Here is a 16,277-nt window from a genome sequence, read left to right on the forward strand (position 1 = left end):
GCTTTCTCTGCGAGCCCCAACACAACCTATCCAGCCCAGCGAAATGGGCGGAATTTTAAGGGAATACCGGTGTGGGGGATGTTCCAAGTGTACCGCATGGGGGTGCCGGGCCGCATCCACAACGACGACGAAAACGCGTGAGCCTGCCCACACCCGCGTGAGCCTTGGTGCCCTGCTAGGCCCTTCTCAAGACGGCGGCGACTACAGCGTGGATTTCGGGGCTGAGCGTCACGCCCCGCTCCTCGGCGTTCAGAAGCCGCCGGGCCGCGTCGGCGCCCAGGCCGGCGAACACCTGGTGCCCGGTGATCCCGTGGTCGGGGCGCTTCACCACGGTGACAGTGTCGCCTGCCTGGACTGATCCTTTGGTGATGACCCGCAGGTAGGTTCCTACCCGGTTCTCCTCGGCGAACCGCTTCACCCACCGCGGCTCCTTGACGAACCGGGCGAAGTTCATGCAGGGGGTGCGGGGCGCCGTTACTTCGAGGACGACGTCGTCACCCACCTGCCAGCGTTCGCCGATGACCGCATGGCTGGTATCGATACCGTCCAGCCTGAGGTTTTCCCCGAACATGCCCGGGCCCATCACCCGGCCCAGCTGGGCGTCCCAAAAGTCGGCGTCCTGCTGTGAGTAGGCGTAGATGGCTTTGGATTCGCCGCCGTGGTGCTTGCGGCTCGCCTGCACATCACCCGTGAGGCCCAGCTTATGCACGTTGACGGGTCCATCGACGGGGCGCTTGTCGATAGCAGTCACACCGGTGGAGTCCTTCGTGGGGAGCAACGCGTGGACTCGGCACACAGCGAGCAGGGAACCTGTTGTCATAACCTCTATCCTAGGGAGCCTCACGGTTCAAACCGGTACCCCATCCCGCTTTCGGTAATGAAGTAGCGCGGCCTGGCGGGGTCCGGTTCCAGTTTCTTGCGCAACTGGTTGAGATAGACCCTCAAATACTGCAGCTCCTTGGCGTAGGCCGGCCCCCACACTTCCAGCAGCAGTTGCCGTCCGGAGATCAGCCGGCCCGGGGAGGCCACCAGCAGGTCCACGATCTTCCACTCGGTCGGCGTCAGTCGCACCTCGGCATCACCGCGGATGGCCGTCCGGGCCCCGGTATCGAGGATGAAGTCGGGGGTCCGGATGATTGGCGAGGCCGGCACAACAGCACGGCGGCTGGCCGCGCGCAGCCGGGCCAGCAGTTCGTCGAGGCCGAAAGGCTTGGTGACGTAGTCGTCCGCTCCCGCGTCGAGGGCGTCCACCACATCATCCGATCCGTGCCGCGCGGACAACACGATAATGGGGGTCTGAGTCCATCCCCGCAGGGCCGCGATCACGTCCATCCCGTCCATGTCCGGCAGCCCAAGGTCAAGCACCACGATGTCGGGGCGGTGGTCGGCCGCGGCGGCGAGCGCCGAGGCCCCGTCGACCGCGGTGATCGGTCGGTAGCCGTGTGCGCGCAGGTTGATTTGGAGGGCGCGGAGGAGCAGCGGTTCGTCATCGACAATGAGGACCGTGGTCACTGGATCCCCCTCACGAGCCCACGCCAGTGGCCAGCGGCAGCCGGATCCGCAGGGTCAGCCCGCCGCCCGGTGTTGCTTCGGCGACCAGCTGGCCATTCATCACCTCGGTGAATCCCTTGGCGACAGCAAGGCCCAGTCCGACGCCCGCTCCGGCCGGGGCGTCGCTGGCCCTTTGAAAGGGCAGGAAGATGGTGGCGGCGTCGTCAGCTCCCACTCCCTGCCCATGGTCGACCACGCGCAGCTCCCCCGCCGGCACGCCGTCGGCACCAACGCCTACCGTCCCTTCCACCGACGCGCTGATCACGATGTCCTCCCCGCCGGCATACTTGTCGGCATTTTCGACAATGTTGGCGATGACCCGTTCCAGCATGCCGGGATCGGCGTCGACCGGCGGCAGGTTACCGGGTACCTCCACCCGGACCCGGCGCGCCGGAAGGCCAGCCAACGCAGCAGGAATCACGTCGGCCCAGTGCACGGCACGGAGGTGCGGAGTCACGGCGTCACCGGTTAGCCGGGACATATCGAGCAGGTTGTTGACCAACGCGTCCAACCGGTCGGCGTAGTTCTCGATGGTTTCCAGCAGCTCCTTCTCCTCGTCGGCCGGAAGCTGGACTGCATCGTGCCGGAGGCTACTGACGGCGAGCTTGATACCCGCGAGAGGAGTGCGCAGGTCGTGCGAGACGGCACGCAGGATCGCCGTCCGCATGACGTTGCCTTCGGTGAGCCTGCGGTTCGTCTGGGTGCTGGTGAGGAGTTCCTGGCGTTGCCGCATCGCGGCGAGTTGGGATCCAAAGGCGGTGAGAAGGCGGCGCTCCCGTGTATTCAAGGCCCTGCCGTAGAGGGCCAGCACCAGACCGTCGGCCAGCTCCTCGGTGGTATCGGCCGAAAACAGGGCTAAGTCGGTTTTTTCGCTATTTGAGAAGGCACCCGGGGCCCCGTCGCTGAGTACTAGCGTCGGAGCGGCGCCGCTAGGGACACTCCGGTCGAACAAGGCCACCGCTTCCACCTGGAAGTGGGTGCGGACGTGGGCGAGGAAGCCCTGCAGGGTGTCTTCGGCGGCCAGAACGCCGCGAGCCAGTTCGCCGAGTGTCGCGGCTTCGGCTGACGCCGCCGCGGCCTCACGGGAGCGACGGGCGGCCAGGCCCACCACCAGCGACACCGCCACGGCTACCGCGACAAAAATGATGAGGGTGAACAGATTCTGCGGGTCGGTGATCTCCAATGATCCGACAGGTGCTGTGGAGAAGTAGTTGAGGACCAGGGTTCCCCACAGGGCAGCGAGCAGGGCGGGCCACAGCCCGCCCACCAGGGCTACGGCGATCACACCGGCCAGCTGGACCAACACATCGACGGCGAGGAAATCGCTGCCAATGGTGAACATCGCCCATTCCAGCAGCGGTGGGAGAAGCAAAGCCAGGGCGAACCCGGCGCCCACCCGCACGCGGCCCAGCGTGCCTAACGTACCGAGAGAAGATGACGACATGCCAGCATTCTGTCAGGGATTCGGGCCGGAAGTCGGAGGCGGCGGTCGGAGGCGAGCGTCGGGGCTAAGCCGAGAAGCCGCCGTCGGCCTTCACCAACTGACCATTAATCCACCGGCCGTCCTTGGACAGGAGGAACGCGACAACTCCCGCGACATCCGCTGGGGTGCCGAGCCGGCCTGTGGGCTGACGCTGGGTGAGTGTGTGCCGCACCTCGTCGGACATCCACCCGGTGTCGACCGGCCCCGGGTTGAGGGCGTTGGAGCTGATGTTGCGCTCGCCCAGTTCCCGGGCTGCGGCGAGCACAATCCTGTCCTGCGCACCCTTGGAGGCACCGTAGGGCAGGTTGTTGACTGTGTGGTCGCTGGTCAAAGCGACAATCGCTCCGCCATTGTCGTTGCACTGCAGCGCGAAGGCGTTGATCAGTTGCCAGGAGGCGGACGTTGACGGCGAAATGTCGATCGAAGCTTTTCACCGACGTGGTGAGGAGCCCCGAGTCAACGCCCTCGCAATGCGAAAGCACCAGTCCGCTCAGGGTGCCGAGCTCCATCCGGGCGGCCGCAACGAGTGACCCGGGAGTCTTGGGGTCCTCAAGATCGCCGGGGAGGGCGACCACCCGTGAGCCGAGGGCCTCCAGTTCGGGAATCAGATCCTGCAGTTCGGAGGCCGGGTTGGTCGTGCTGTTGACCCGCTGATCGTAGGGGTGCCAGTAGCTCAGGGCCAGGTCCCACCCGTCGACGGCGAGCCGGCGGGCAATCCCGGCGCCGAGCCCTACCGTCCGACCTACGCCGGTGATGAGTGCTGCTTTCCGTGCCATTGCCTGTTCGTCCTTCCCTGGAGTCGGTTTTCAGTCTAGGCGGCCCGCTGTGGCCTGCGGGCTCGCTGGCGCGCCCGCACGCTGACCCGTCGCGGGGCGAAGACGGTAGGTTGGAGATCACAACACTCTGCCGAAAGGTCACCACCCATGACTGTCACAGCAATCATCAACGCCCATGTTGTTCCCATCGAAGGCGCCCCCTTCGATGGTGCAGTGCTGATGGAGGACGGCAAGATTATTGCGCTCGGAGCAGGCATCGTCATCCCCGACGGCGCCGAGATTCACGACGCCGCTGGCCAGTGGCTGCTGCCCGGCCTCATCGATGCCCACGTACACCTGGGCACCCATGAGGAAGGCGAAGGGTGGGCTGGCGACGACACCAACGAGATGACGGACCCGGTCACCGCCGGCGTCCGCGCGATCGACGCCGTCAACCCGTACGATCCAGGGTTCGACGACGCCCTGGCCGGCGGTATCACCGCTGTGAACGTCAACCCCGGCTCGGGTAACCCTATCGGCGGTCTCGCCGTCGCCATTCACACCCACGGCCGCTACATCGAGGAAATGGTGCTCCGCTCCCCCAGCGGACTGAAATCTGCGCTTGGCGAGAACCCGAAGCGGGTATACGGAGAGAAGAAGCAGACCCCGTCGACCCGCCTGGGCACCGCCATGGTGATCCGCAAGGCCTTCATGGACGCCCAGAACTACCTGGGCAAAGCCGATGAGAATGCCCGCGATCCCAAACTCGAGGCGCTCGCCATGGTGCTGCGCCGGGAAATCCCCTGGCGCCAGCACGCGCATCGTGCCGACGACATCGCGACCGCCATCCGGCTGGCCGATGAGTTCGGCTACGAGCTGGTCCTCGACCACGGCACCGAAGCCCACCTGCTCGCCGATGTCATCGCCGAACGAGGGATCCCGGTGCTCATCGGCCCGCTGTTCACCACCAAATCCAAGGTGGAGCTGCGTGGCCGGTCGATTGCCAACCCCGGCAAGCTGGCCGCTGCTGGCGTCGAAATTTCCATCATCACCGACCACCCAGTGATTCCGATCAACTTCCTGATTCACCAGGCGACCTTCGCCATCAAGGAGGGCCTCGACCGCGACACCGCACTGCGCTCCATCACGATCAACCCGGCCAAGGTGCTCGGTTTGGCCGACCGGATGGGGTCGCTCGAGGTCGGCAAGGACGCCGACGTCGTCCTCTGGAGCGGTGACCCGCTGGACGTCATGCAGCGGGCTCTGACCGTGTGGATTGGCGGCCGTGCCGTGTACAGCTACGACGTTGAAACCCGGGCCGGCGTCGTCGTCCCCCGCGGCTAGCATGGCGCGTACCCCGCGGGTGACCCTACCCCCGCTGCCCTGGACGCTGAGGCTGGGCATTGCTGTGTGGCTGGTAGTGGGAACCCTGTTCCTGGTGGCGTCGGGGTCGTTCCTGGTGTCGGCGCGGCTCCAGGAACAGGACCGGGCAGGTTTGATGGGGCTCGGCGTCGTGATGGGGGTGCTGGCGTTGCTGCAGTTCTTCCTGGTGTTCCGGCTGCGGCGGGGGAAGCGCAGCGCACGGGAACTGCTGACGTCGATGGGGATCATCGTCGGGCTGCCGGTCTTGCTGCGCGGGACCCCGGGGCTGTCTGTCGTCGCCGTCGTAATGTTGGTGGCCATCGTGCCGCTGTGGCTTCCGCCGAGCGGCGCGTGGCTTCAGGCGGTGGATGCGAAACCGGAGAATAAGTACCGACGGCTGATTCGCAGGACCCTCAGCCCCTTCAAAAAGCCCTAGCTACCCCATTGACTGACAACTTAACTAACAACGCGCCCGCAATTCACTGCGGGCGCGTTGTTAGTTTACCGACTTACAGCACGGCGAAGGCCTGGTCCAGATCGGCGATCAGGTCCGCGACGTCCTCAATGCCGACAGACAGCCGGATCAGGTTTTCCGGCACAGCGAGTTCAGTGCCGGCCACCGAAGCGTGGGTCATCGCTGACGGGTAGTTCATCAGCGACTCAATGCCGCCCAGCGATTCCGCGAGGGTGAACACGTGAGTCGACTCGGCCACCTTGCGGGCAGCCGCCTCGCCCGCCTTGAATGACACCGAGATCATGCCGCCGAAGTCTCTCATCTGGGCTGCAGCGAGGTCGTGGCCGGGGTGCTCTGGCAGACCCGGGTAAAAGACCTGTTCCACCTCGGGACGGCCCTGCAGCCAGTCGGCGATCGCCCGGGCGTTTTGGCTGTGCCGGTCCATCCTGACGCCGAGGGTCTTGAGGCCGCGCGTCGTCAGCCAGGCTTCCATCGGTGCCGAGACGGCACCGACAGCGAACTGGATAAAGCCCACCTTCCCGGCGATCTCCTCGTTGCTGGTGATTACTGCACCGCCGCTGGCGTCGGAGTGCCCGCCAATGTACTTGGTGGTGGAGTGGACGACGACGTCGGCCCCCAGCGAGAGCGGCTGCTGCAGGTACGGCGTCGCGAAGGTGTTGTCGACCGCGAGGATGGCACCGGCGTCGTGCGCAATCGCCGCAATGGCTGAAATATCCGAGATCTTCATCATCGGGTTCGACGGCGTCTCGACCCACACCATGCGGGTGTTATCGCCAACAGCGACCCGGACGGCGTCGAGATCCGACATGTCCACTGCTGCGTTGCTGATGCCCCACGGCGAAAGGACCCGGTCGATCAGCCGGTAGGTGCCGCCGTAGACGTCGTTGCCCATGACGATCCGGTCCCCCGGTGCCAGCAGCGCGCGAATCAGGGAATCCTCGGCGGCTAGCCCCGACGAGAAGCTGAACCCGTGGGTTGCGCCCTCCAGAGCGGCGAGCTGCGTCTGCAGCGAATCACGCGTCGGGTTGGTGCCACGCCCGTACTCGTACCCGTTCCGCAGTTGCCCGATCCCATCCTGCGCAAACGTGGTGGTCTGGTAGAGCGGGGGAATGACAGCGCCCGTCGTCGGATCCGGCGTCTGGCCGGCATGGATGGCCCGGGTGTTGAAGCCCTGGTTCTCAGCGTGCGTCATGGTGCTCCTTAGAGGGAAGTCAGAGTGGGGAAGTCAGATACTCATATAGGTCAGCAAATCGTGGCGCGTCAGAATTCCCACGGGCGACCCAACGAACGTGACCATCAGCGTGTCAGAGTCCACCAGCCGTTCCCGCGCGGTGGCCACCGACTCCAGCGACCCGATCAGCTGCAGCTTCTCATTCATGTGCTGAGAGATCTTGTCCGTCAGTTTGGCTTCGCCGTGGAAGAGCTTGTCGGTAAGCAGGCGTTCATCCACCGAACCCAGCACCTCGCCCATCTTCACCGGCGGCTCCTGTGAGAGGACCGGGATGTTGGAGACGCCATACTCGTTCATAATGTGGATGACGTCGCGCACCGTTTCGGTGGGATGCGTGTGGACCAGATCCGGCATGTTGCCGGTCTTGGCGCGCAGGATCTCGCCGACCGTCGCTTCATCTCCGCTTTCCAGGAAACCGTAGGACTTCATCCAGTCGTCGCTGAAAATCTTGCCGAGGTAGCCGCGGCCGCCGTCGGGCAGGAGGACGACGACGACGTCGTCTTTGGTGAGCTCCTTGGCAACCCGCAGCGCGGCCACCACTGCCATCCCGCAGGACCCCCCGACCAGCAGGCCCTCCTCGCGGGCGAGGCGGCGGGTCATGGCGAAGCTCTCCGCGTCGGTGACGGCCATGATCTCGTCGGCGACGGTCTTGTCGTAGGCCTCGGGCCACATGTCCTCGCCGACGCCCTCAACGAAGTAGGGGCGGCCTGTGCCGCCGGAGTAGATGGACCCCTCGGGGTCGGCGCCGATCACGCGCACCGGTCCGCTGGCTCGGTCCGCCGATACATCCTTGAGGTAGCGGCCGGTGCCGCTGATGGTGCCTCCGGTCCCGACGCCGGTGACGAAGTGGGTGATTTTGCCGTCGGTGTCGTTCCAGATTTCGGGTCCGGTGGACTCGTAGTGGCTCCGGGGGCCGTTGGGGTTGGAGAACTGATCCGGCTTGAACGCGCCGGGAATCTCGCGGGTGAGCCGGTCGGAGACGCCGTAGTAGGACTGCGGGCTGTCGGGTGCGACAGCGGTGGGGGTGACCACTACCTCGGCGCCATACGCGGCCAGCACATTCCGCTTGTCTTCGCCCACCTTGTCGGGCACCACGAAGATGCAGCGGTAGCCGCGCTGCTGGGCCACGAGTGCCAGCCCGACGCCGGTGTTGCCCGAGGTCGGCTCGACAATGGTGCCACCGGGCTTAAGCTTGCCCTCGGCCTCGGCGGCGTCGATGATTTTCACAGCAATGCGGTCCTTGACGGAGCCGCCGGGGTTCAGGTATTCCACCTTCGCCAGGACTGTTGCCGCAATTCCTTCGGTCACACTGTTCAGTTTGACCAGCGGGGTGTTGCCGATCAGGTCCACTACGGAGTTCGCATACTTCATACCTACAAAGTTACCGCGAAGTATTCTTCTCCCATGACGGTGTGGACCCGCCGGCCACCCCACCGGCCACGCTCCTTCCTGGTTCTCCGGTGACCGCTACCACCAGCGATCCCGTTTCGGTGGTCAACCAAGACCTCGGTGGCCGATATTCCCCTCCCCGTTCTCCACCTTGCTGACCGATGTCCAGATTGCTCACCAGATCACCGTCAGTTTCTCTGGACGTCAGCCCGGCGTGACACCATTGAGTCATGACCAGTTCCGTTGCCCAGCGCACAGCTCCAGGGTCTCCCGCGCCCGAGTCGCTGGTGTGGGAACCGCAGGGCCCGTACAACCTGGCGGGCACCATCGGATCGTTGCAATGCGGCGCGTTTGATCCGGCGTTCGTTCATCATCAGGGCGGCGCCTGGCTGGCGTTCCGGAACGACCACGGCGCCACCACCCTCCGGCTCGAACAGCGCGGGGCGCTCGGCACTGCGCGCGTCCATGCGCTGGCCTGGGGTCCGGGTGCCCGCGCCGCCATTGACGCGGCCCCCACCCTGCTGGGCGACGCCGACGACTGGAGCCACTTCGATAGCCCGCACTTCCTGGCTGCCCTGCCGGAACTGGCCCGCAAAGGCCGGTACCTCAATCCCGGGTTGCGGTTGCCCTCGACGGGACGGATGCTCGACGCCGTCGTCCGTGTGATTATTGAGCAGAAGGTGACCGGGATCGAGGCCAAACGGGCGTGGCGCTGGCTGCTGACCCGGCACGGCGATGCTGCCCCGGCCGCGCCTGGGGCACCTCCGGGACTCAGGCTGCCGCCCACCGCCGCCCAGTGGCGACGGGTCCCGTCCTGGGATTGGCATCGTGCGGGCGTCGATGCGCACCGGTCGGACACCATCATGAAGGCCGTGGCGATGGCCACCGGATTGGAGCGGCTGGCGGGGGTTCCGTCGTCGGGCAGGGTCACCGCCGCACTGTGTTCGGTGCCGGGGATCGGAGCCTGGACGGCCGCGGAGGTGCTGCAGCGGACCCACGGCTGCCCGGATTCGATTTCCGTGGGCGACTACCATTTGGCTGCCTACGTCGGCGCGGCACTGACCGGCCGGCGGACCGACGACGCCGGGATGCTGGAGTTGTTGGCGCCGTGGTCCGGGAACCGACAGCGGATAGTGCGGATGCTCTACGCCAGCGGCTTCCGAAAGCCTACCTACGGTCCGCGGCTGGCGCCCGAGGATCATCGTCACCGCTAGGCTTAACAGCATGAGCGAACCAGTAGATGTGACCGCCGTATTTCTCCCCAACCCCGGCGAAGTGTTCAGGGTGAAGCTGGCCCTGGATATTGCCGTTGAACAAGTGGTCGCCGAGCCGGGATGTATCAGGTACGAGATCACCGATGTGGCTGAAGACCGCGTCGTCCTGACGGAGCGATGGGAGTCCGAAGAGCTGCTGGCGCAGCATCTGCGAGGTCCTGCGGTGCAGGATCTTGGCGAGTCGCTCAGCGCACTATTGGCCGAGCCGGTTCAGATCACCAAGAGCGCCTGAGACCAAGAAACCCCCACCCCTGTGACAGGGGCGGGGGTTTCTTCATGAGCTCCGTGAGCCCGAAGACTAGCTGGTCTTTTGATTGTCCTGTGCTGGTGCGTCACTTGCGGGTACCTCTGCCGGGGTGCCCGCCTGGGCCGCAGCCTGTTGCTGGGTCACCTGCTCGTGGACCTCTTTCATGTCGAGACCCTTGACGGCGTCGACAAGCTCGCCGAACTGGGTGGCGTTCATCGCGCCGGGCTGCGAGAACACCAGCACCTTTTCGCGGAAGGCCATCAGGGTGGGGATCGAGGTGATCCCGGCTGCGGCGGCAAGGGACTGCTCGGCCTCCGTGTCCACCTTGGCGAAGGTGATGTCGTCGTGCTTTTTCGACACGGCGTCGTACACGGGAGCGAACTGCTTGCACGGGCCACACCATTCGGCCCAGAAATCGACGAACACAATGTCGTTGGTCTCAATGGTCTCGGGGAAGGTTGCCTCGGTTACTTCAATAGTTGCCATGCTTTAACGCTAACGAAGATGCGCGCGGTTGTCTCCCCGTGTTCGCTCTCGATGAAGAATGACGGACCGCAGTGCTGCACGTACCGGGTCCGATACCGAGGCCGCCGTCCCGATGGTTTCACGTTCTATCGTTTCCCTGTTCTGCTAGAACAGTTTTGCCAAAACAGCAGTCAACGATCTATGAAATCCGCGGTGCTCGCAAGTGAACCTCTGGGCAAAAAAGTAGCCCGTCCAGATCTTGGCGAAGATCTGAACGGGCTACTTTCCCGGTGCACCGGCGTTTGTGGCAGATACTGGATTCGAACCAGTGAAGGCGTTGCCAGCTGATTTACAGTCAGCCCCCTTTGGCCGCTCGGGTAATCTGCCAAACGTCCTCATAAAATGAGGTTCACCCACGGTAACCGCGGGCAAGATAACTTTACAGAAAATCATCCAAAGAATCGAATCGCGTTGCGACCGGTCTCATCCAGTCCCGGGTTGGCCCTACAGCCCGGCGTAGACGCGACGCTCAATCTGCGTATAGAACGCGTCAGCCTGGCTAGCGGTCACAGAGCCGAACGCGACGGCGTCGTCCAGTTCTGATCTGACTCCCGCCAGCCGCTCGGCGCTGCCTGGCCTCTCGTAGGTGACCTCGACCATCGACGACGGCCCGGACGCCACTGCTGGCATCGCAGACAGCCCCGCAATAGACACCGCCGATGAGGCCGCGAGGAATGTGCCCGCGACCGCGTGCCGGACTCGAACTTGGTACCGTACGCGCGGTTTGTGGCTCATGGTTTTTCCTCCAGATCGATCACTGAAATCCACACTTCCACCAGCGATTGTGAGAAGGCACCGGACTTCCTGTTGATCGGCTGTGAATCGTCCCACGCGCCGATCCATGGAGAACCGATTAGGCTGGGACCAGATCCTTCTCACTACCCCAAAGGAGACATTGTGGCGAGCGAATCCACTTTTGATGTTGTCAGCAAAGTAGACAAGCAGGAGGTTGCCAACGCCCTGCACCAGGCGCAGAAGGAGATCGTCCAGCGCTACGACTTCAAAGGTATCGGCGCAGAGGTCGACTTCAGCGGCGAAATGATCCTAATGAAGGCCAACTCAGAGGAGCGCGTCCTGGCGGTCCTCGACGTACTGCAGTCCAAGATGATCAAGCGGGGCATCTCCCTGAAGTCGCTCGACACCGGTGAGCCCTACGCCTCGGGCAAGGAGTTCCGCCTGGAGACCACCATCAAAGAGGGCATCGCCCAGGATGTGGCCAAGAAGATCAACAAGCTGATCCGAGACGAGGCTCCCAAGGGTGTCAAGTCCACTATCCAGGGCGACGAACTGCGGGTCAGCTCCAAGTCCCGCGATGATCTGCAGGCCACCATGTCGCTGCTCAAGGGCTTCGATGAGGCGGACCTGCAGTTTGTGAACATGCGCTAGGTACCCGCACCTCACCCGAAAAGGTGGCGTTCCCGCACCGGGAACGTCACCTTTTCGGGTCTAACGGGACTGGTTTGGATAAATCCTTTGACATTTGTTAGCTATGTCACTCACACTTTGAAAACAAAAGTTGTCTGGCAGGCTACGTGGGCGGCGGATCGCCGTCGACCTCTCGAAGAAGGACCGCACTCAATGACCGAGCATTCTGGCCTGACCGAAGAGGACGTCGAAAAAGCCGCTGGGCGCATCGTCGCAGCGTTTTCACGGACTGACACAGAAACCTATTTCGCGTCGTTCACCCCCGGCGCCACCTTCGTGTTCCATACCGAGGACCGGCGACTCGAACGGCGGGCCGATTATGAGGCGCTCTGGCAGTCATGGCTCGCGGAGGGCTGGCGGGTCACCAAGTGCCTGAGCAGCAACCAGTCGATCCAACTGCTGGGCGACACCGCCGTCTTCTGCCATGACGTGAAGACCACCGTCAACACCGGCGAGACCACCCTTGAACGGGAAACCATTGTCTTCCACCGGGACGACGCCGGCTCTGTCCACGCCGTCCACGAGCACCTTTCGCCCCTCCCCGACTCCCCCGAATCCAGGTAGCGCCATGTCAACATCACAAAGTACCGGACGCTCGTCCGGCTCGGCATTCTCCCGGTTGTCCGATCATCTGGAAAAGAATTCCGAAGGCTTCGGCCCCATCAGAGGCAGCCTCGGCGCTGGGCGAATGGGCATGATCTGGTTGGCCGCCAACCTCGTGGTCACCACGCTGCTCACCGGAACACTCTTCGTTCCCGGCGTGTCCTGGCCCCTCGCCGTCGGGCTGATCATCCTCGGAACGGTGATCGGTGGCGCCGTCCTCGTCCTGGTGGGCAATATGGGCACCCGCACCGGGCTGCCCACCATGTCGCTGACCAAGGGCTCCTTCGGGCTCCGCGGTTCGTTCCTTCCGGTCGCCGCCAACGTGGTGATCCTGATGGGATGGAGCTGGGTTCAGGCCATGCTGGCCGGAGTCACAGTCAACTTCCTGGTGGAGCAGGCTACTGGCTTCTCCAGTCCGATCCTGTTCTCGGTCCTGTGCCAGCTGCTGGTGGTGTGTCTGGCGATCTTCGGCCACGCTGGCATCGCCCGGGTCGAACCGTGGCTCGCCCTCGTGATCCTCGCGTTCATGGCGTACATTTTCGTCACCGCGTTCACCACATTCGCGCCGTCGGACTTTGCCGCGCTGCCCGCCGATCCCGAACTCGACTGGTCCGGAGTGGCAGTGCTCGACGTCGTCATAGCCACCGCAATCTCCTGGACAGTCCTGTCCGCGGAGTTCAATCGCCTTGCGAAGTCTCAGTCCGCCGGGATGATCGGTTCGGGCATCGGGTACACGCTGTCAACGGTCCTGGCGATGGTGCTCGGCGCGACCTCTGTCGCGTATCTGGTGCTCGACGGCGGCGAGGCAGTGGCGTTCGATCCCACCGCCATCGTGGCAGCCTTCGGAACTCCGCTGGCCGTGGTGATCTTCCTGTCCGTCATGGCGACCAACACCATGGTGGTGTACGGGATGGTGTCCTCGGTCGTGAATATGGTGCCGTCCAGCAAGGTGAAATTTCTCCCCACGGCCCTGGTCCTTGGCGCGATTTCCGTTCTCGGGTCCACCTGGCTGGCGCTGCTGGATCAGTTCACGTCATTCCTCGTCATTATTGGTTCGCTGTTCATCCCCGTGTTCGCGGTCATGCTGGTGGACTACTACATTGTCCGCAAGCGTCACTACACCAAGGACATCCTGCGCGGCTCCGGCGGCGACTACTGGTACTTCAAGGGCGTCAACATCGCTGCCGTGGCTGTCTGGGTGATCGGGGCCAGCGCGTCGCTGATCTTCACCTATTCGGTACCGAGCCCGATTGGCGCGACCATCCCCACCTTCATCATCTCCGCGGGCCTCTACCTGGGGTGGGCGCTTGTTACCAAGCGAATCGTGTCAGGGACACCTGATCATTCGCATCTCAGCAACTCTGCTGCCCCTCATGGTTCTGCTGTTTCCACGGGCGCGGATTCTGGGCGCCGTGCGGCTCGTTGATCTTTCGCATCCCATTGTCACGGGGATGCAGGTCTTCCCGGGCGACCCCGAGGTAACGATCACCGTTACTGCCGAGATTGTTGCGGATGGGTTCCAGGTGGCCGAGGTGCATGCCGGCACCCACACCGGAACCCATCTGGACGCGCCACTGCACACCATCGAGGGTGGCGCGTCGGTGGATCAGATCGACCTCAGCCGGCTGGTCGGTGTGGCCCGGATTGTTCGGCTTCCGCAGGTTGAACCTGGTCATGTCTTTGTCTGGTCCGACGTCGAAGCGCAGCTTTCCGATCTGGGCTCGGTGGCGATGGTGTTGTTCCAAACGGGTTGGTCCGCGCACTTTGGCACGGAATTGTATCTGCGACACCCAGCATTCGACGCCGAAGTCGCCGTTGGCTTGTTGGATCGCGGCATCTCGGTGGTTGGCATGGACACCCTCAACCCGGATCTCACTGATCTATCCGGCGCCGAGGTCGATCTCCCTTTTCATCGAACTCTCTTGGGCGCTGACGGCGTGATCGTTGAGAACCTGACCAATCTGGCGTCGGTGGATTTTATTGACCCGTGGGTGTCGGTGCTGCCACTGCCGTATCAGGGGATGGACGGTTCTCCCGTCCGCGCTGTGGCGATGGAGCTCCCTGCCCGGTAAGCCCTTTCCCTTGCCCAGCATCTCCCCCTCTCTTCCACAAGCACCAACCCCTTCCCTCGCTTCCTTCCTTCCTTCCTTCCGCGCATCAACCCCTTCCCCGAAGAGCTACATCTGGCGAGTCCAGAACCCTTTGAGCCGCCAGATGTCGCTCCTCGGCGGGGATTAGGTAGTTGAATTGCCGAGAATTGTCTAGTTCCCGGCAGCCGCTCAGCCCGCGCGTCGGCGTAGCGCGGCGCCATGGATACCATCTGCTCCATCACGAGCTTAATCGCGGCACTCTGTTTGTTTGCGGATAGCCATTCTTCACGGGCAGCCGTTTGATGGACGAGCGTACCTTCGCCCGGACGTCGTCGCGCTCTGTCCGGTCGGCCACGCAGCGGCTCTTGTCGATAGTGGCGACTCTTCTTCTACTGTTGTGGTGGCGTCCGCGGTCTACTGTTCCGTCGCGTCGCGCAGAATGGCAGCGATCTCTTGGAAGCCTCGGAACGTGGCGTGCTGCAAGGGCGTCAGACCATCGCTCTGGGCGGGGAGCCTCACGTCGGCGCCGCCTTCGAGGAGCAGCTGCACGGTCTCCACGTACCGGGGCGAGCCATCGCCCAGGATGATCGCCTCGTGTAGTGCAGTCCAGCCCGGGTTGTTGACGTGGTTAACGTCCACGTCGGTCTCCAGCAGCCTTCGCACCACATCGGCGTGGCCGCGCTCCGCGGCACGGATCAGGGCGGTGCCGTTATAGCTGTCGCGTGCGTGGACGTCCGCACCGTTGCGCAGTGTCAGGTCCAGTAGCTCGAGGTAGCCTTCACTCGCGGCGATAAGGAAAGCACTCTGTTCGGTCTCGTCCTCGTAGTTGACGTCAGCGCCGGCGGCGATGAGCCGTCGAGCTTGGGCGACATTGTCGTCCCAAGCCACACCGATCAGGTTCTGGTTCAGCGCGATCAGTTCGCCGGGGGTGAACGACTCAGACGTAGCCGATCGCCTGCTCGGCGAGACACCTGGAACAGACTCAACAGCTCGCGGCGATGTGCTCGGCGAACGCTCGGACCCGGAAAGCGTCTGTTGCGTCGGACCGGTCACCTCGCCGTTGCCTGTGCAGCCGGTCATCAGCACCAATACGGCCAGAACACCGCCCGGCCAAAGGGCCCTCAACGGGAGGCCTGCCGCAGGGCCGCCGAGGTCTCACACCAGAACGTCATCGGGACCATCCCCATGCCTCCCAGCATACCCGAGCCATGAATCGGACAACCAGGCGCCAGGCAGGGATCAGCACGGGCGTCACGGACGTTCGCCAGGTCCGGTTGCCGATCCCCAGGTCAGACAAGTCGCCGTCGCGACCACACCGGCCGTTATCTATTGGATTCGACACCTGAGCTGCCGACTTTCCGAGCTGGTGCTGAACTGCCGCGATCCCGAGACACTGTTCCGATGCCGTCTGCCTAATCTTTGATCGGATCACGAAAATAGTTCAAAATTTTTTTCTCGGGACCTTCTCTCGAACCTTATTTTGTCAGAGCTCGATGATGGAATGGGGGTATGAAAAGCAGTACAGCTTCTGCTACCGGATCGGGGTTCCGTCCCGGGTCCGGTCCGGATTCCGGCTCCGCGGGCGGGCCCGCGGATATGTCCGCGGGGGCTTCCACGGGCGGTCCCGCGGGGGCTTTCGGTGGAGCTTCGGGTGGGGCTTCGGGTGGGTATGGTCTGGGTGGTCCGTTGAGTGTGGCCGCCGTGTGGACGGCACCTGTGATGAAGGCGCCGGAGCCCCGGCCGAAAAGGGATCTCCCTGATTCTCAGACTGACTTTCTGAATTTCTTCCGGGTGGGGTCTGATCCGGATGTGCGGGTGCGTTCCAGTGATGGCCCGCCGGCGTTGACGGGTCGGCTCGGGTTGGTCG

General features: G+C 63.9%; 16 protein-coding genes, 1 tRNA gene and 1 pseudogene. 8 read left to right on the top strand and 10 right to left on the bottom strand.

Features of this window, described 5'->3' with window-relative positions:
* Positions 1–175: 175 nt before the first annotated feature.
* The 4 genes and pseudogenes from ACX80O_RS15160 to ACX80O_RS15175 form a co-directional block, all read right to left on the bottom strand.
* Entirely contained in the window at positions 176–820 is a 645-nt protein-coding gene (locus ACX80O_RS15160) for an MOSC domain-containing protein (protein ID WP_459308147.1), read from the bottom strand.
* 20 nt (positions 821–840) lie between these two features.
* Positions 841–1,512, bottom strand: coding sequence for a response regulator (locus ACX80O_RS15165; protein WP_459308146.1), 672 nt, complete (start codon positions 1,510–1,512; stop codon positions 841–843).
* A 10-nt stretch (positions 1,513–1,522) separates the two neighbouring features.
* Positions 1,523–2,995 (bottom strand): sensor histidine kinase, encoded by a 1,473-nt coding sequence (locus ACX80O_RS15170; protein WP_459308145.1) that lies wholly within the window; start codon positions 2,993–2,995, stop codon positions 1,523–1,525.
* 64 nt (positions 2,996–3,059) lie between these two features.
* A pseudogene (locus ACX80O_RS15175) lies at positions 3,060–3,810 on the bottom strand (SDR family NAD(P)-dependent oxidoreductase).
* 147 nt (positions 3,811–3,957) lie between these two features.
* Between ACX80O_RS15175 and ACX80O_RS15180 the strand changes: the two are divergent.
* The gene (locus ACX80O_RS15180; protein ID WP_459308143.1) at positions 3,958–5,133 is read left to right on the top strand and encodes an amidohydrolase; all 1,176 of its coding nucleotides are present in this window, start codon (positions 3,958–3,960) and stop codon (positions 5,131–5,133) included.
* Positions 5,134–5,152: 19 nt separating this feature from the next.
* Positions 5,153–5,587, top strand: coding sequence for a hypothetical protein (locus ACX80O_RS15185; protein ID WP_459333944.1), 435 nt, complete (start codon positions 5,153–5,155; stop codon positions 5,585–5,587).
* A 73-nt stretch (positions 5,588–5,660) separates the two neighbouring features.
* Here ACX80O_RS15185 and ACX80O_RS15190 read toward each other — a convergent pair whose 3' ends face one another.
* Positions 5,661–6,818, bottom strand: a complete 1,158-nt coding sequence (locus tag ACX80O_RS15190) for a cystathionine gamma-synthase (protein ID WP_459333945.1) — start codon at positions 6,816–6,818, stop codon at positions 5,661–5,663.
* A gap of 33 nt (positions 6,819–6,851) precedes the next feature.
* The gene (locus tag ACX80O_RS15195; protein ID WP_459308140.1) at positions 6,852–8,228 is read right to left on the bottom strand and encodes a cystathionine beta-synthase; all 1,377 of its coding nucleotides are present in this window, start codon (positions 8,226–8,228) and stop codon (positions 6,852–6,854) included.
* Between the two features lie 248 nt (positions 8,229–8,476).
* Between ACX80O_RS15195 and ACX80O_RS15200 the strand changes: the two genes are divergently transcribed.
* On the top strand, positions 8,477–9,460 hold the full coding sequence (locus ACX80O_RS15200) for a DNA-3-methyladenine glycosylase family protein (RefSeq protein WP_459333946.1): 984 nt from the start codon (positions 8,477–8,479) through the stop codon (positions 9,458–9,460).
* Between the two features lie 10 nt (positions 9,461–9,470).
* Positions 9,471–9,752, top strand: a complete 282-nt coding sequence (locus ACX80O_RS15205) for a putative quinol monooxygenase (protein ID WP_459333947.1) — start codon at positions 9,471–9,473, stop codon at positions 9,750–9,752.
* Between the two features lie 66 nt (positions 9,753–9,818).
* Here ACX80O_RS15205 and trxA read toward each other — a convergent pair whose 3' ends face one another.
* The 3 genes from trxA to ACX80O_RS15220 all read right to left on the bottom strand — a co-directional run bounded on the left by trxA (position 9,819) and on the right by ACX80O_RS15220 (position 11,027).
* The gene (gene trxA / locus ACX80O_RS15210; RefSeq protein ID WP_459308137.1) at positions 9,819–10,253 is read right to left on the bottom strand and encodes a thioredoxin; all 435 of its coding nucleotides are present in this window, start codon (positions 10,251–10,253) and stop codon (positions 9,819–9,821) included.
* A 284-nt stretch (positions 10,254–10,537) separates the two neighbouring features.
* Positions 10,538–10,619: transfer RNA gene (locus ACX80O_RS15215), tRNA-Tyr, on the bottom strand.
* Positions 10,620–10,736: 117 nt separating this feature from the next.
* Positions 10,737–11,027 (bottom strand): hypothetical protein, encoded by a 291-nt coding sequence (locus ACX80O_RS15220; RefSeq protein WP_459308136.1) that lies wholly within the window; start codon positions 11,025–11,027, stop codon positions 10,737–10,739.
* 162 nt (positions 11,028–11,189) lie between these two features.
* Between ACX80O_RS15220 and ACX80O_RS15225 the strand changes: the two genes are divergently transcribed.
* The 4 genes from ACX80O_RS15225 (at position 11,190) to ACX80O_RS15240 (ending at position 14,392) form a co-directional block, all read left to right on the top strand.
* Entirely contained in the window at positions 11,190–11,678 is a 489-nt protein-coding gene (locus ACX80O_RS15225) for a YajQ family cyclic di-GMP-binding protein (protein WP_196842058.1), read from the top strand.
* A gap of 192 nt (positions 11,679–11,870) precedes the next feature.
* A complete protein-coding gene (locus ACX80O_RS15230) occupies positions 11,871–12,281 on the top strand; it encodes a YybH family protein (protein ID WP_459333948.1) in 411 nt (136 codons plus the stop codon).
* A 4-nt stretch (positions 12,282–12,285) separates the two neighbouring features.
* Positions 12,286–13,746: a purine-cytosine permease family protein gene (locus ACX80O_RS15235; RefSeq protein WP_459333949.1), complete on the top strand. Its 1,461-nt coding sequence runs from the start codon at positions 12,286–12,288 to the stop codon at positions 13,744–13,746.
* Positions 13,694–14,392, top strand: a complete 699-nt coding sequence (locus ACX80O_RS15240) for a cyclase family protein (RefSeq protein WP_459333950.1) — start codon at positions 13,694–13,696, stop codon at positions 14,390–14,392. Before ACX80O_RS15235 ends, ACX80O_RS15240 begins: the two co-directional genes overlap by 53 nt.
* A gap of 432 nt (positions 14,393–14,824) precedes the next feature.
* Here ACX80O_RS15240 and ACX80O_RS15245 read toward each other — a convergent pair whose 3' ends face one another.
* Positions 14,825–15,535 carry an ankyrin repeat domain-containing protein gene (locus ACX80O_RS15245; RefSeq protein WP_459308132.1) on the bottom strand — a complete coding sequence of 237 codons (711 nt, stop codon included), beginning with the start codon at positions 15,533–15,535 and terminating at the stop codon, positions 14,825–14,827.
* Positions 15,536–16,277 lie beyond the last annotated feature (742 nt).

The sequence above is a fragment of the Arthrobacter glycogeni genome, assembly GCF_054511155.1.